Source organism: Congregibacter sp., assembly GCF_965660375.1.
Taxonomy (GTDB): domain Bacteria; phylum Pseudomonadota; class Gammaproteobacteria; order Pseudomonadales; family Halieaceae; genus Congregibacter.
Genome location: NZ_CBFHZO010000117.1, coordinates 1 through 14967, shown reverse-complemented (window position 1 = coordinate 14967; position 14967 = coordinate 1). Strand labels below are relative to the sequence as shown.

Here is a 14967-nt window from a genome sequence, read left to right as displayed (position 1 = left end):
GATTATCAGGCCACCGGTACCAGACGAAGGATTTCGTCGATGACCTGGTCACTGCGCACGCCCGCAGCCTCTGCCTCGAAGCTGAGCAACAGCCGATGCCGGAAAACGTCGGCTGCGACGGCCTGCACGTCATCGGGAGACACAAAATCCCGGCCGTGGAGCCAGGCGTGTGCCCGGGCGCAGCGGTCAAGGGCGATGGTTGCCCGGGGGCTGCCACCGTAGTCGAGCCATTGGGCCAGCTCTTCGCTGTAGGGCGCCGGGTCACGGGTGGCCATCACCAGCTGCACGATGTATTCCTCCACCGCGGGGGCCATGTGTAAGGCCAATGCTTCTTCCCGTGCCTGAAACACATTGTCCTGGGCAAGCTGCGGGGCGTCGACGGCGGCGCCCTTGGCGGCTTCGGAGCGTGTGAGACGCAGAATTTCCCGCTCCGCTTCTGCGTCAGGATAATCGACCTTCACGTGTAACAGAAAACGGTCCAACTGGGCCTCCGGCAGTGGGTAGGTTCCCTCCTGTTCGATGGGGTTCTGCGTCGCCATTACTAAAAACAGCCGCGGAAGCGGATAGCTCTCGCTTCCTACGCTGACCTGACGTTCCGCCATTGCTTCAAGCAGTGCCGACTGCACCTTCGCCGGCGCACGGTTGATTTCATCGGCAAGCACCAGGTTGCTGAACACGGGGCCCTGCTGAAAATGAAAGCTGCTTTGCTGCGGCCGGTAGATCTCGGTGCCCGTGACGTCACCGGGAAGCAGATCCGGCGTAAACTGAATCCGATGAAAGGTCCCTTCGAGGGCATCGCCGAGAGATTTGATGGCCCGGGTTTTTGCCAGTCCCGGTGCGCCCTCGACGAGGAGGTGGCCATCTGCGATGAGGGCGATGAGCAGCCGTTCCACCAGATGGCTCTGCCCAATAATTTGTTGGTCCAGCCACTGTTCCAGTTGTCTCAGATCGCTCGAGGTCACGGTCTCTCCCGTTATTTGTCTGTCAGCGTGAAGAATGTCATGGGGCCGCTTGGCACGCCATGTATGCGAAGGGAGCGATTCTAGCCGAGTAAGTGCTCCGGGGGCACCCGATGACACCCTAATCGACTGGGGGAATGTGGGAAAGTTCCCCAGACTACCTCGCTCACGACTGCTGCCTTTGCGATACACTCACGCCAATAACGAGCACGTAAATACAGGGGAAGATGAGCCATGGCGTGGGAGACACTCAAGCAGGCTTTGCTTGACGATATTTCGGGGATCGTTGCCAGACGGGCAGACGCGGACCACGAAGATGATCTCAGTTGTCTTTCCGACACGTTTTTCAGTCGCTTCTCTGCGGAGGACATGCGTGACCGTTCTCCCGACAACCTCTACGGCCTGCTCTACGGTCTTCTGCGATTTATGCAGAGCTGGTCCGGTGAGTCACCGAAGGTGCGTCTGCTCAACCCGCAGATCAGCAGTCATGGTTGGGAAAGCACCTCTACGATCGTGGCGATACTGTGCCGCGATATGCCGTTTTGTACTGCTTCGGTCCGAGGCGAAATCAATCAGCGGAACCTGGGTATTCACTGCCTGGCGAGTTGCAATTTGCTCGTGGAGCGGGACGGAACCGGCGAGCTGCAGAGGCTTCTGAAGTCCGGTGAAGAGAGCGCGGGGAGCTCCGCCGAGAGCCTGCTGTATTTTGAGATCACGCGGCACAGCGACCTCGGTGACCTGGATGAGCTTCGCGATAGTCTTCAGCAGATTCTTGAAGAAGTCGCCATGGTGGTGAACGACTTTGAAGCAATGCGCGAGCGCCTGGAAGAGGCCCGCCAGCGCATCAATGATGCCGCTTGCGTCAGCGAGGATTTTCGCGATGAGGCCACAGCATTTATCGAGTGGCTGCGCGATGACCATATGACGTTCCTGGGCTACGAGTATCTCCGTGTTGAGGATGGCGATGTTCACGTCGACAGCAGTTGCAATCTCGGCGTCCTTCGCGGTTTGGAAACCCGGGGTGCGGTGGACCTCAAGCACGATTTGGCGTGGATGGCGCCCGAGGAGTTTCATCGTCGCCAGCTAAGTTTTGGCAAATCGCGACGCAGAGCGAGGGTGCATCGTCAGGCCTATCCTGATTACGTGGAAGTGAAAACCTATGACGAGGCCGGGGCGGTCACGGGGCAGCATCGCTTCCTGGGGCATTACACGGCCGCGGTGTACAACACGGACCCTGCGGAAATACCCATCCTCCGCCGCAAGGTAAGCCAGGTTCTGGAGCTCTCGGGGCTCGCGGAGGAAGAACACGATGGGCGGGAGCTCAAACGTGTTCTGGAACTGATGCCCCGGGACGAACTTTTTCAGTCTTCAAGTGCCGTTTTGTATGCCACAACATCGGCAGTGAATCGCATCCAGGAGCGTCGCCACACGCGACTGTTTGTGCGTAAGGATGCTCACGGCAAGTTTGTGAACTGTCTGCTTTACATGCCTCGCGACCGCTACACCACGCAACGGCGAATCAATATCCAGCGTATTCTCTCCCGGGCGTTCTCCGCAGAGGAGTCCGAGTTCAATACGCAGTTCACCGAGTCCGTCCTGGTCAGGGTTTATTTCGTATTGCGGGTAGATCCGTCGCAGAATCATGAGTATGACGTCAACGAAATCGAGGAGCAGATCGTGCAGGCAACGTTAGCGTGGAAGGATCGACTGCGGCTCCGGTTGCTGGAAGAATTCGGGGAAGAGCGCGGCGAACAGCTGATGAGAGAGCTGGGTGAAGGCTTTGCGCCGGGTTACCGCGATGACTTTGATCCCCGGGTGGCGGTGCTGGATATACAGCATATTCTCGGGCTGAACGGCAGCGATCGTCTGGGTATGAACCTGTACCGCCTGCTGGAAGAAAAAGATGACCATCTCAAGCTGCGTCTATATCGCATGGGGTCGCCGCTGCCCCTGTCAGATGTGCTCCCGATTCTGGAAAACCTTGGCCTGCGTGTGGTTGCAGAACGCGCCTATCCCGTTCACTCGGCATCGGAGGGCCGCTATTGGATCCAGGAGTTCAGCCTGATCTACTCCCTGGCTAAAAATATTGATCTGGAACAGGTAAAGGAGGAGTTTGAGGACGCGTTTTCCCGGATCTGGTACGGACAGGCCGAGAGTGATTCTTTTAACCGCCTTTTGCTCGGCAGCCGTTTGAGCTGGCGGGAGATTGCGCTGCTGCGCGCCTACGCCTGTTACTTCGGGCAGATCAATTTCCCCTATTCACGCAGTTATATAGCAGAGACCATGGCGGCCCATCTGTCCATCTCCGCGAGTATCGTGGAGCTATTCCTTACCCGCTTTTCGCCGGTCTTTGACGGTGATGACGAATGGCGTGACCAACGGGAGGCGGCGGTCCGCGAACGCATACTCTCGGCGCTGGATGAGGTAGAGAATCTCGGCCAGGATCGAATTATCCGCCAGTACGTGGAGCTGATTAGCGCAACCGTGCGCACCAACTTTTTTCAGCAGGGCGAGCTGGGCGACAGTAAATCTTATTTTTCCTTCAAGCTGCGTCCGGGGGACGTTCCCGACATCCCCCGGCCGGTGCCGCTCTACGAAATATTTGTGTACTCCCCGCAGGTCGAGGGCGTGCATCTGCGCGGCGGCAAGGTAGCGCGGGGTGGTTTACGCTGGTCCGACCGTCTGGAGGACTTCCGAACCGAAGTCCTTGGATTGGTGAAAGCCCAGCAGGTGAAAAACGCGGTGATCGTACCGGTCGGTGCCAAAGGAGGGTTTGTGGCCAAGCGCCTGCGTCCCGAGATGAGCCGCGACGAGGCTCAGGAAGAGGGCGTGGCCTGCTACAAAACCTTTATCCGTGGCCTCCTGGATATTACCGATAATCGGGAAGAGGACCGCATCGTGCGTCCACCGCTGACGGTGTGTAAGGATGATGAGGACCCCTATCTCGTTGTGGCCGCGGACAAGGGCACGGCGACCTTTTCAGATATTGCCAACTCGCTCTCCGAGGAGTACGGGTTCTGGCTGGGGGACGCCTTCGCTTCTGGTGGCAGCGTGGGCTATGACCACAAGAAAATGGGTATAACCGCTCGGGGCGCCTGGGTGTCGGTAGAGCGTCACTTCCGGGAGATGGACGTCAACGTTGCCACTACCGATTTCACCGTTGTCGGTATCGGCGACATGTCCGGGGACGTGTTCGGCAACGGTATGCTCCTGTCTCAGCATATTTGTCTGGTCGCCGCGTTTAACCACATGCACATTTTTGTAGACCCGAATCCCGATGCACAGCAAAGCTATCTCGAGCGGGAGCGTCTTTTCGCAATGCCCCGTTCCGGTTGGTCGGATTACGATACATCCCTGATTTCCAAGGGCGGTGGCATATTCAGCCGCAACGCCAAGTCCGTGCCGATTTCTGGGCCGATGAAGGCGCGCTTTGACATTACGGTAAACCAGATGACCCCCACGGAGCTTATCAGCGCCATTTTGCGGTCCCAGGTTGACCTACTTTGGAACGGTGGCATCGGCACCTACGTGAAATCCAGCCTCGAGAGCCATACGGACGTGGGGGACAAGGCTAACGACGCTTTGCGCGTGGACGCCAGGGATCTGCGCTGCAAGGTCGTAGGCGAAGGGGGCAATCTTGGCATCACTCAGCTTGCCCGTACCGAGTTTGCCCTTGGTGGTGGTCGCTCCAACACGGACTTTATCGATAACGCGGGGGGGGTCGATTGCTCGGACCACGAGGTCAACATCAAAATTTTGCTGGATGCCATTGTGGCGAGAGGAGATCTCACCGAGAAGCACCGAAACCAGCTGTTGGAAGACATGACGGAGTCTGTGTCTGAACTGGTGCTCGCCAATAATTACCGGCAGGTGCAGGCCATCAGTATTGCCGAGCGCGAGGCGCGGGTGCGCAGCGGCGAGTATCGACGGTTGATATCTACCCTGGAAAACGCGGGTCGCCTGGACCGGGGGCTGGAGTTTTTGCCCACAGATGAAGCACTCGTTGACCGGCGCGCTCAGGATATTGGTCTGACCCGTCCGGAGCTCTCGGTTCTTATTTCCTACAGCAAGGCGATTTTGAAGGAGGAGCTCATTGCCTCTGATCTGGGCAGTGACACCCATTTGTTCCGGGCGGTTGCCACCGCGTTTCCCGCCAAATTGCAGGAAATCTATCCTGAAGACATGGCTGAGCACCGCCTTCGCCGGGAAATCATGTGTACTCAGATTGCCAATGACATCGTGAATCGCATGGGACTGAACTTTGTATTGCGACAGCAAAAGGCCACTGGCGCGCCGGTGGCTGATGTGGCCCGTGCCTATACGGCGGTGATGGATATTTTTGGCATATCCGTTTTGTGGGAAGGCATTGAAGCACTGGATTTTGCGGTGGGTTCCGATGTTCAGATAGAGATGATGCTCGATGTCATCCGTCTGGTGAAGCGCGCAACGCGCTGGGTGCTGCGTAATCGGCGCCATCAGGTAACGCCTTCGAGCATGATCGATGAGTTTGTTCAGGGCGTGTCTCAAATGCAGGTGGCGCTTCCGGACCTTCTTCGCGGCCGGGCGGCTGAGCAATACGAGGCCCGTCTGCAACATTACATGGATGCAGGGGTCGGCGAGGAGACCGCTGCCCGTGTGGCTGGCTGCATGCATGCGGCTACAGCCCTTGCCATCGTCGATGTTTCGGCGCAGACGGAAAATGACCTCATAGAGGTAGCGACGCTCTACTATCATCTGGGAGAGCGCCTGGAGCTGGACTGGTTTGGTGCCCAGGTACTCGGCAGCAAGGTCGAGAATGAGTGGCAGGCTATGGCTCGGGAGGCCTACATGGAGGATCTCCAGTGGCAGCAGTGTACGCTGGCTCAGGGGGTGCTTCGTTTGCGTCGTGACCGTCCTGATGGTCGTGACGATCGTGATGTTGTTGCCTGCATCACCGCCTGGGAGGAGCAGGAGAGTGCGTTACTCAAGCGCTGGAGAGACATGCTCAGCGAGCTGCATACGACCTCGTCGCCGGACTTTGCTATGTTTGCCGTCGCAAACCGCGAGCTTCTGGACCTGGCGCAGAGCAGCCGAAGGGTGTAGCCCTGACCAAGTTGACTGGGCACTTTCTTGCGAACTCAGCAGGCAGGACTACGCGCCAGCGTTACCACGCCGCCGGTGACACGACTTATGGAGTCAAGGTCATTGCATGCGCAGGCGGTGTACTCCCGAGACACCGATGAGTCCGTCTAGTTGATCGGCGTGGCCTTCGCGCCAGCCTGTGATCCAGTTGATCCGTTGTTGTTCCGTGGTGTGCGGACAACTTTCGCTGCTCCGACCAGATACTCCTGCCTGATAACCACGCTCGTAAGCTCGAGCAGTCATATCGCGTTTCTGTCGGCGCATCGCTATTCCTCTCATGTTTTACACAGGGGCTTAGCTGTATATAAGCAGAGATAAATCGTTTTCGCTACTATTTTTTTGTTACGGATACAAGCGTACGTATGCCGCAATGATATAAAGAATTCACAATTCGCTGGGTGAGCGCTGCACGGCACCCGATGCGGATTTGTGATCAGTTTGAACTCCGGGCACCATGCCCCGGTCATAGACAAGCGCTTCACCCACTCACAACAAGGATCCCACCCATGCCCTTACGAGGATTATGCGGCATCGTTTTATCCATCAGCCTGCTGTCCAGTGCCTTTGCCCTTGATGAAACCGAGTCTGTAATCCGAGAGGCCGTGAATGACGGGAAAAAGGATGCACTGGCTTTGTTGGAGCGGGCGGTGAACATCAATAGCGGGACCATGAATACCGACGGCGTGCGGGAGGTGGGCAAAGTGTTTGCCGCAGCGTTTGCCGACGCGGGCTTTCAGACCCGTTGGGTGGATGGAACGCCTTTTGGTCGGGGTGGGCACCTCGTTGCAGAGCATGGGTCCCGCGGGCCAAAGGTTCTGCTTATCGGACACCTCGACACGGTGTTTGCCAAAGACAGCAGTTTTCAACGCTTTGAGCGTGTTGATGAAACCCATGCCGCAGGCCCGGGTATCACTGATATGAAAGGCGGGAATGTGATCATTCTGCAGGCAGCGAAAGCCCTCGATGCTGCCGGCGTCCTGGATGAGCTGCAATTACGCGTGATCCTCACGGGTGATGAGGAGTCCCGGGGGCGTCCGCTGGATTTGGCAAACGCCGAGCTTATCGCTGCCGCGGACTGGGCGGATATTGCTCTGGGCTTTGAGGATGGTGATGGAGACCCCGCCACTGCGGTCACGGCCCGAAGGAGCTCCAGTGAGTGGCAGCTGACGGTGACCGGGAAGCCGGCGCATTCCTCGCAGATCTTTCGTGAGGACATTGGCTTCGGCGCTGCCCTGGAAGCCGCCCGCATACTGGATGGCTGGCGCGTTGCTTTGTCGGCGATCCCCAACCTGACCTTTAATCCGGGATTGGTCATGGCGGGCACGGATATTGATCACGATGAAAGTAATACCCGGGGCAGTGTGTTCGGGAAGAACAACGTCATCGCACAGTCGGCGGTTATCACCGGGGGGTTGCGTGCCATCAGTCCCGAACAAATCGCGCGCGCTGAACGTCTCATGGGCGGAATCGTTGACGACAACCTCGCGCAAACCAGCGCGACGTTGAGTTTCAACCACGGCTATCCACCTATGGCTCCGGCAGAGGGCAATGACGAGTTACTCAAGCATTACAGCGCCATCAGCGAAGAGCTGGGCTATGGTCCCGTGGTCGCTGTGGATCCCCGGCGCGCAGGCGCGGCGGATATCTCTTTTGTGGCAGGTCGCGTCGACGCCGCCCTCGATGGCCTGGGTCTCATGGGAGACGGGGGGCACACGGTAGATGAAGTCGCTGACCTGAGCACCTTGCCCCGACAAACCCAGCGCGCTGCGATTTTGCTCTATCGCGTAGCCCGAGGGGATGTAAGTTTGCCCGGCAAATAATCGTCACCTTGCCGGGTAGGGAGTGTCGTCTGTCTTAGTCCGGCAGCAGCGGTGTGCGGTTGCCGGTATCCCAAATGCTGCCACGATACGGTGTGTTGCTGCTGGGCGTGTTGTCGACGACATCGATGTTTCCGCCCGCATCCAGGAACTTGCGCACCTGTTCCGCAATGTTTTCCCGAAGACGCTGTTTTTCGGCGATGTTGATTCCCGTTTGCTTGTCCATGGGGCAATCTCCAAGTCCATCTCAAGACAATCTCAAAACGATCTCGATGTATCGTCTAAGTCATTGATTGCTGAAAAAAGATAATTTCTTGAAGTTTTTGTGACCGCTCGTCGATGTGCGCGGCGGCCGTTCGTTGTCATAAATATGTCATAACTCGATAACATTACCGTCACATTACATCCCTAGGATGCGCGAATTGCTGTAGTGCTGGCGCGCACTTGCGTGTCGCCACGTCAAAATTCCTGACTTAGAGGTCGTAATGACACAAGTGTTTGGCACCCGGCGTTTTCTGCCAGTTTTGCAGTCCCTTCTGTGCTTCACCCTTTGCTTTACCCAGTCAATCAGGGCTGCGGACGAGCTTCTCGTTTACGTTTTTGATGAGGGCGTCGCCGTCGCAGGCGCTGCGGTAGCCATAAATGGCGAACCTGCCGGTGTCACGCGGCGGGACGGGTCGTTGTTCGTCGACCTTCCGGGCAGCGGCCAGCGGGTGCTGACAGTCACGGGCTCTGACGGAGTGGAGCTGCGGGATCGTTTTTCTTCTGCCTCTGGCCAACTGGTTGATGCCATTGTCAATCTTGGCAGCGGGGACAATGCATCAATTCTGGATATTTATTCCCGCACGGAGTCCACCGCGGACCGTCGGGAAGTCCCCTCGGGCGAGTTGCAAATCACGGTGCGCAAAGGCTCCGAGGCAGCCGCCAGTCAGTTGGTGGTGATATCCAATGGGCAAGGTGGTGTGTCAACCAACGCCCAGGGCGTGGCTACCAAGACGATCCCTCGCGGCATTTACCGTGTCTCCTCCGACGGCGTTTCTCGGGAAGTCCGCGTTGTGGGCGGTGTTACCCGCGGTGTGCAAATCAATCTGCCGGAAGCTGAGGCGGGATTTTCCATCGCCGCACCGCAAATCGAGGAAGTCTTTGTACTGGGCACCTTTGACGCCAGTGGTTTTGAGCTGTCGGAGCGCGACACCAATCTTATTGTAGATACCCTCGGGGTGGAGGAGCTGGCTCGCTTTGGCGATTCAGACGTGGCGGCATCCGTGATTCGTGTGCCTGGCGTTGCGGTGCAGGACGACAAATACGTGTTTATCCGCGGGCTGGGTGGTCGCTACGTTACCTCCACCTTGAACAACGCCACCATGCCCTCCACGAACCCCACCAAGCGGACGGTTCCCCTTGATCTGTTCCCGTCCAATTTTGTAAACCAGCTGGACATCAAGAAGACCTTTCTCCCATTTATGCCCGGCGAGTCCACCGGTGGTAACCTGGTTATTAATACCAAGACGTTCCCTGACGAGCGTGCGGGCAGTGTCACAGCCTCCCTGGGCTACGTAACAGATTTAACCGGCAACACCGTGGCTGTTGATCCAGCCAGCGGTACCTTTGATTTTCTGGGCTGGGACGACGGCGCGCGCAAAGAAAATATTGTTGTATCGACCATCGGCGACATTGTTCAGGACGGCGGCACCTTCACAGACGACGAAGGCAACAGTTTTACGCTGCAGCAGAGCGTGCTGCGCGAGTTGCAGCGGACAGCCGGTATATTCCTTGCTGAAGATTGGGATCTGGATTTCTCACAGACCACGCCCAACGGAGGTCTCGGGTTCAACTACGGCGATCTCTTTTATCTCGGTGAGGGCGAGCTGGGTTTTTATGCGGCGGTCAACTATTCCAATGACTGGACGCAGCGCGGCAACGGTATTCGCAGAACCTATAGCGCCAGCGGCATTGTTGCTGATGACCAGAACTACGAATCCTATTCCAATAATATCGATATTTCGGGACTTGTCTCCCTCGGTTACAACATTGGTAACAACACCTTCGAGTGGAATAACGTTGTGTCCCGCTCCACGGAGAGCTTCGTAGAGCGATCCGTTGGTCGGGAGGGAGACGAGTTTCGATCGGTGTATCAGTCCACCAGTCAGTGGGAAGAGCGACAGTTTTTCTCCTCCCAGATTGTCGGGTCCCATTTCCTCAATGACGATGGATCAATTTTTGGTGAGTGGCAGTTCACGGGAAGTCAGGCCCGGCGGTATGTACCCGGACGAACCGATGTACGTTTTAACGCTGAGGCAAATCTTACGGAACCAGCGGATCTGCGTGCGGGCTACGATTTTGAAAGTCCGAACGACGAGCAAGGCGACCTGCTCAATGGCTTCTTTTTCTCCTCGGGTAGCTCCTCCAAGCGCTATGACGATCTGACCGACAATAACTTTGATGGCTCCTTCGACATCACCTGGGATCTCTATGACGATGGCGCAAGCTTCGGACAGCTTCGCTTTGGTGCTCAGGCCATCTATCGGGAGCGTGATGCAGACAGTGCAACCTATGGCTACTTCAACAACGGTGCTGACGCGACGCTCAATGCTTCGCCCAATGTTTTGGTCACCGACAACATTTTTGTCTGTGGTGAAGGCCCCGGCACCGTTAGCTGCGATGACAACACTCAGGGTGGGGTGCAGGACAGCCCGACCACAGGCTTCCTGTTTCAGGTACGGACCCAGGTCTCCGACGAGTACGAAGCGGAACTTGATTACAACAGCGTATACGCCATGTACGACCATACTTTCGATGGCGTATGGGAAGTTATCGCCGGCGCACGTTACGAACAGTACGAGCAGGTTACGGACACCTTTGATCTGACCACAGGCAACCCCGTGCAGGGCATCGTAGACGAGGGCAGTTTGCTTCCCGCTCTGGGCGTTAACTGGTTCTATTCGGACAGCCAGCAGCTGCGACTTGCGATCAGTCAGACCGTCGCGCGGCCAGACTTTAAAGAAGCGTCCAATGCGGTGTTCTTCGATAACGAGTTTAACGTGCGTGTTCGTGGTAACCCGAACCTCCAGATTTCGGACATTTTTAACGCCGATCTGCGCTGGGAGTGGTACTTCGGCGATAACGAGACCGACAATGTGTCCGCTGCCGTGTTCTACAAAGACATGACCGACCCCATCGAGCGTGTGGTTCAGGCTGCGTCCGGCACGGCGAGCAACTCGCGAACTTTCCAGAACTCCGAAGCCGCAGAGCTCTATGGCCTCGAGGTGGAAGGCCGTAAGGAATTCCTCCTCACCAGTGATTACAACAACACGCTGTTTGTGTCGTTTAACGCATCCTATATAGAGTCCGAAGTCACTCTGCTGAGCGGTGAAGAGCGAGCACTGCAGGGCCAGCCGGAATTCACCGCCAACTTCGTCATCGGCTACGACAATCTGCCTGGCGGCCATCAGCTCACCTTGCTGTACAACCACAACGGCGAGTCCATCGCAGACGTGGGCATCCTCGGGCGGCCCAATGTGCTGTTGGAGTCCCGTGGCGAGCTGAACCTGGTGTATCGCTGGGATATGTCGGAGACAACAAGCATCAAGGCGCGGGTTGAAAATATTTTTGACGCAGAGGTTGAGTACACCCAGGACGGTGACATCTTCCAACTGTATGAAAAGGGCACGACGTTCCAGCTCGGGTTCGACTGGGAATTCTAAGCAGTACCAGAAGACCCACTCGGGTCAATAAAATCCACTAGGGAGTATAGTGATGAACAAGCAGTTTGTATTAGCTCTCGTAGCCTCCGGGGCCCTGGTGGGCCTGTCCGGATGCTCTGAGGGCGATGAGGCATCGATTATCATCGATGCGCCAACGACCGATACCGGCGGTGGTAACGTCTGCAACGGCGACGCCAGTTGCAGCGACGGCGGCAGCAGTCCCACGGATCCCACGGATCCCACGGATCCCACAGATCCCACAGCCTGTCCCACGGGGACTGAAGAGGTTGCTTCGGGAACCTGTTTACTCAGTGGAACTTATACCAGTGACCTTACGCTGGCCGCGGGCAACGTCTATCAGCTGGATGGACGGGTGAATATCGGTAACGGTAATTGCCTGTTGTCCGACGCCACAACCTGCGACAACGGCGATGCCCTGGTCAACGCGACACTGACCATCGAGCCCGGTGTTAGCGTACGCGGTTTGCCTTCTGACGATCCTCTCAACGCGGCGGTGCTGCACATTACCCGCGGTAGCAGCATTAATGCTGTTGGTACAGCAGCTGCTCCGATTATATTCTCCTCCGTTGATCCGGACTTCTCTACACCCGGTGAGTGGGGGGGTGTGCAGATCTCTGGTTTCGCACCGCACAACGCTTGTGACACGGATCCCTGTAATGTGGACGGTGAGGGCGAAGCGGGCTTTATTGGTGGTGATGATCCTGCCGACAACAGCGGTGTGATGCACTATGTCGTTCTCGCCGAGAATGGCGTTGCCATCAACTCTGACGGTGACGAGATCAATGGTCTGAGCCTCAATGCCGTTGGTTCTGGCACTGAGTTTGATTTCATCCAGATCCATGAGACTTCAGATGATGGTGTTGAGTTTTACGGCGGCACCGCCAACATGAAGCACCTCGTTGTCTCCAATGCCAACGATGACTCAGTGGACTGGGACGAAGGTTTCCAGGGCAACCTGCAGTACGTCCTTGTTAAGCAGCATGGCGACGGCAGCGGTGAGGCCTTTGAGATGGATACCGAGGGCTCCCTCGCGTGGCTGTCCAAGCCGACGGTGGTAAACACAACGGTAATTGCTGACAAGCAGGCTGATGATGCTCCCTTCATCACCCGCTTCAAGGACAGCACCGGTGGTTTCTTCCACAACATGGTGATGACTGTTGCCGGGGACGCGACGGGCGCCTTTGATACCTGCGCGCAAATTGAAGACGGTGCAGAAGCCAATATTAATACTGCGCTGGTGTTCAATAACTGGATTCAGGATTGCTCCAACGTCTCCGGTGCCGGCGGCACGCTCTCCAACGAGCCTTCCGTAGACAACGGTACGGTGGTGATTGCTGCTGCCGCTCTGGATGACATACTGGCGTCACAGGCATCTGCTGCGTCTGGTATCACTGCCATCGATTGGGATGCCATTGGTTCGGCCTTTGATCTGCCGAGTGTTGCCGACGGGGACCCCCAGGACTTTGATGCCAGCTTCTTTGAAGCGACTACGTATATGGGTGCGGTTAACCCTGACGGCTCCGATCCCTGGTGGGCCGGCTGGACCCTGGACTTCGGTGCGGGTAATGCCATTCCTCCGGTGGTAGAAGGTTGCCCCGAGGGCACGGACGAAGTGGAATCAGGGGTATGTCGCCTCAATGGCACTTACCTGAATGACCTGACCCTGACGGCGGGTAATGTTTATCAGCTGGATGGACGCGTGAATATCGGTAACGGTAACTGCCTGCTGACCGATGCAACCACCTGTCAGGGCGGTGCTTCTCTCGTGAATGCGACGTTGACCATTGCCCCGGGCGTATCAGTAGTGGGTCTGCCCTCTGATGATCCCCTGGCGGCTTCCGTACTGCACATTACCCGCGGCAGCAAGATCAACGCTGTAGGTACCGCAATGGCGCCCATCGTGTTCTCTTCGGTTGATGAGGGTATCGATGGTCCTGGCGAATGGGGCGGCGTACAGATCAGCGGATTTGCACCTCACAACGCCTGTGATTCTACCCCCTGTAATGTTGACGGTGAGGGCGAAGCGGGCTTTATTGGTGGTGATGACGCAGCAGACGACAGTGGCGCTATGCGCTACGTGATCCTTGCAGAAAATGGCGTTGCCATTAACTCTGACGGTGACGAGATCAACGCATTGAGCTTGAATGCAGTGGGTTCTGCTACCGAGTTTGACTTCATCCAGATCCACGAGACGACGGATGATGGTGTTGAGTTCTACGGCGGCACCGCCAACATGAAGCACCTCGTGGTATCTAACGCGAACGATGACTCTGTTGACTGGGACGAAGGTTTCCAGGGCAACCTGCAGTATGTCCTTGTTAAGCAGCACGGTGACGGAAGTGGCGAAGCCTTTGAGATGGATACCGAGGGCTCTCTCGCCTGGCTGTCCAAGCCCACGGTTGTAAACACGACGGTGATTGCGGACAAGCAAGCGGACGATTCTCCCTTCATCATGCGGTTCAAAGACAGCACCGGTGGCTTTTTCCACAACATGGTGATCACTGTCGCAAGTGATGCAACGGGCGCCTTCGATACCTGTGCACAGATCGAAGACGGTGCAGAGACCAATATCAACACCGCGTTGGTGTTCAATAACTGGGTACAGGACTGTGCAAATGAGTCCGGTGCCGGTGGAACACTGTCTAACGAGCCAAGCGTTGGTAACAGCTCTGTAGTGATCGAAGCAGCTGCATTGGATGACATTCTGTCCTCCCAGGCGACAGCAGCATCTGGCCTGACGCCCATCGACTGGGACGCCATTGGCGGTTCCTACGCGCTGCCCAGCGTGTCCGGTGGTGACCCTCAGGACTTTGATGCGGACTTCTTTGATCCCACGGACTACAGCGGTGCGGTGAACCCTGACGGCTCTGACCCCTGGTGGGCTGGCTGGACCGTGGACGGTTCTCTCTAACGCAACTCTGAAGTGAGTAACTGGGCGGCCTTTGGGCCGCCCTTTTTTTTGCCTGTGAATTGGGGGCAAAAAAAACCGCGAGCCCTCAGGGCCCGCGGTCTCCTATTCCTACAGTCAGGCTTTAGGAACCTTTAGGAACCTTTAGGATGCAGAATGACGTTGAGAGACTTATAGCCTTTAACAAACACTGACAGTGTGCGCTCAGCTTCACCAACAACTTCTACGCGATCGAAGCGCTCAAGAATCTCTTCCCAGAGCGTGTGTAACTGCATCTCGGCAAGTTTGTTACCCATGCAGCGGTGGATGCCAAAGCCAAAGGACAGATGCTTGCGCAGGTTTTCGCGGTGGATGTCATAGGCGTCGGGGTTATCAAAGAAGCGTTCGTCACGGTTCCCCGAGACATACCACATGACGACTTTGTCGCCTTTCTTGAT

Annotated in this window: 8 protein-coding genes; 4 read left to right on the top strand and 4 right to left on the bottom strand. The window is 56.9% G+C overall.

Annotated elements, in window-relative coordinates; translation table 11 throughout:
* Window positions 1-5: 5 nt before the first annotated feature.
* On the bottom strand, window positions 6-962 hold the full coding sequence (locus ACTG3T_RS11510) for an AAA family ATPase (RefSeq protein ID WP_439102419.1): 957 nt from the start codon (window positions 960-962) through the stop codon (window positions 6-8).
* 231 nt (window positions 963-1193) lie between these two features.
* Between ACTG3T_RS11510 and ACTG3T_RS11505 the strand changes: the two genes are divergently transcribed.
* Window positions 1194-6041: an NAD-glutamate dehydrogenase gene (locus tag ACTG3T_RS11505; protein WP_439102418.1), complete on the top strand. Its 4848-nt coding sequence runs from the start codon at window positions 1194-1196 to the stop codon at window positions 6039-6041.
* A 99-nt stretch (window positions 6042-6140) separates the two neighbouring features.
* Here ACTG3T_RS11505 and rmf read toward each other — a convergent pair whose 3' ends face one another.
* On the bottom strand, window positions 6141-6344 hold the full coding sequence (rmf, locus tag ACTG3T_RS11500; protein ID WP_008295319.1) for a ribosome modulation factor: 204 nt from the start codon (window positions 6342-6344) through the stop codon (window positions 6141-6143).
* Window positions 6345-6586: 242 nt separating this feature from the next.
* Between rmf and ACTG3T_RS11495 the strand changes: the two genes are divergently transcribed.
* The gene (locus ACTG3T_RS11495; protein WP_439102417.1) at window positions 6587-7900 is read left to right on the top strand and encodes a M20/M25/M40 family metallo-hydrolase; all 1314 of its coding nucleotides are present in this window, start codon (window positions 6587-6589) and stop codon (window positions 7898-7900) included.
* A 34-nt stretch (window positions 7901-7934) separates the two neighbouring features.
* Here the strand turns inward: ACTG3T_RS11495 and ACTG3T_RS11490 are convergent, their stop codons facing one another.
* On the bottom strand, window positions 7935-8123 hold the full coding sequence (locus ACTG3T_RS11490; RefSeq protein WP_439102416.1) for a hypothetical protein: 189 nt from the start codon (window positions 8121-8123) through the stop codon (window positions 7935-7937).
* Window positions 8124-8382: 259 nt separating this feature from the next.
* Between ACTG3T_RS11490 and ACTG3T_RS11485 the strand changes: the two genes are divergently transcribed.
* Entirely contained in the window at window positions 8383-11601 is a 3219-nt protein-coding gene (locus tag ACTG3T_RS11485; RefSeq protein WP_439102415.1) for a TonB-dependent receptor domain-containing protein, read from the top strand.
* A 52-nt stretch (window positions 11602-11653) separates the two neighbouring features.
* Window positions 11654-14533, top strand: a complete 2880-nt coding sequence (locus ACTG3T_RS11480; RefSeq protein ID WP_439102414.1) for a hypothetical protein — start codon at window positions 11654-11656, stop codon at window positions 14531-14533.
* A gap of 131 nt (window positions 14534-14664) precedes the next feature.
* On the opposite strand, the gene ACTG3T_RS11475 is transcribed toward ACTG3T_RS11480, so the two are convergent.
* On the bottom strand, window positions 14665-14967 hold a 303-nt coding region (locus ACTG3T_RS11475), incomplete at its 5' end, for a cytochrome P450 (protein WP_439102413.1).

Bases quoted from the DNA above. Each gene is read 5' to 3' on its own strand.
- ACTG3T_RS11505 (WP_439102418.1), top strand. From the start codon at position 1,194: ATGGCGTGGGAGACACTCAAGCAGGCTTTGCTTGACGATATTTCGGGG.
- rmf (WP_008295319.1), bottom strand. From the start codon at position 6,344: ATGCGCCGACAGAAACGCGATATGACTGCTCGAGCTTACGAGCGTGGT.
- ACTG3T_RS11495 (WP_439102417.1), top strand. From the start codon at position 6,587: ATGCCCTTACGAGGATTATGCGGCATCGTTTTATCCATCAGCCTGCTG.
- ACTG3T_RS11490 (WP_439102416.1), bottom strand. From the start codon at position 8,123: ATGGACAAGCAAACGGGAATCAACATCGCCGAAAAACAGCGTCTTCGG.
- ACTG3T_RS11485 (WP_439102415.1), top strand. From the start codon at position 8,383: ATGACACAAGTGTTTGGCACCCGGCGTTTTCTGCCAGTTTTGCAGTCC.
- ACTG3T_RS11480 (WP_439102414.1), top strand. From the start codon at position 11,654: ATGAACAAGCAGTTTGTATTAGCTCTCGTAGCCTCCGGGGCCCTGGTG.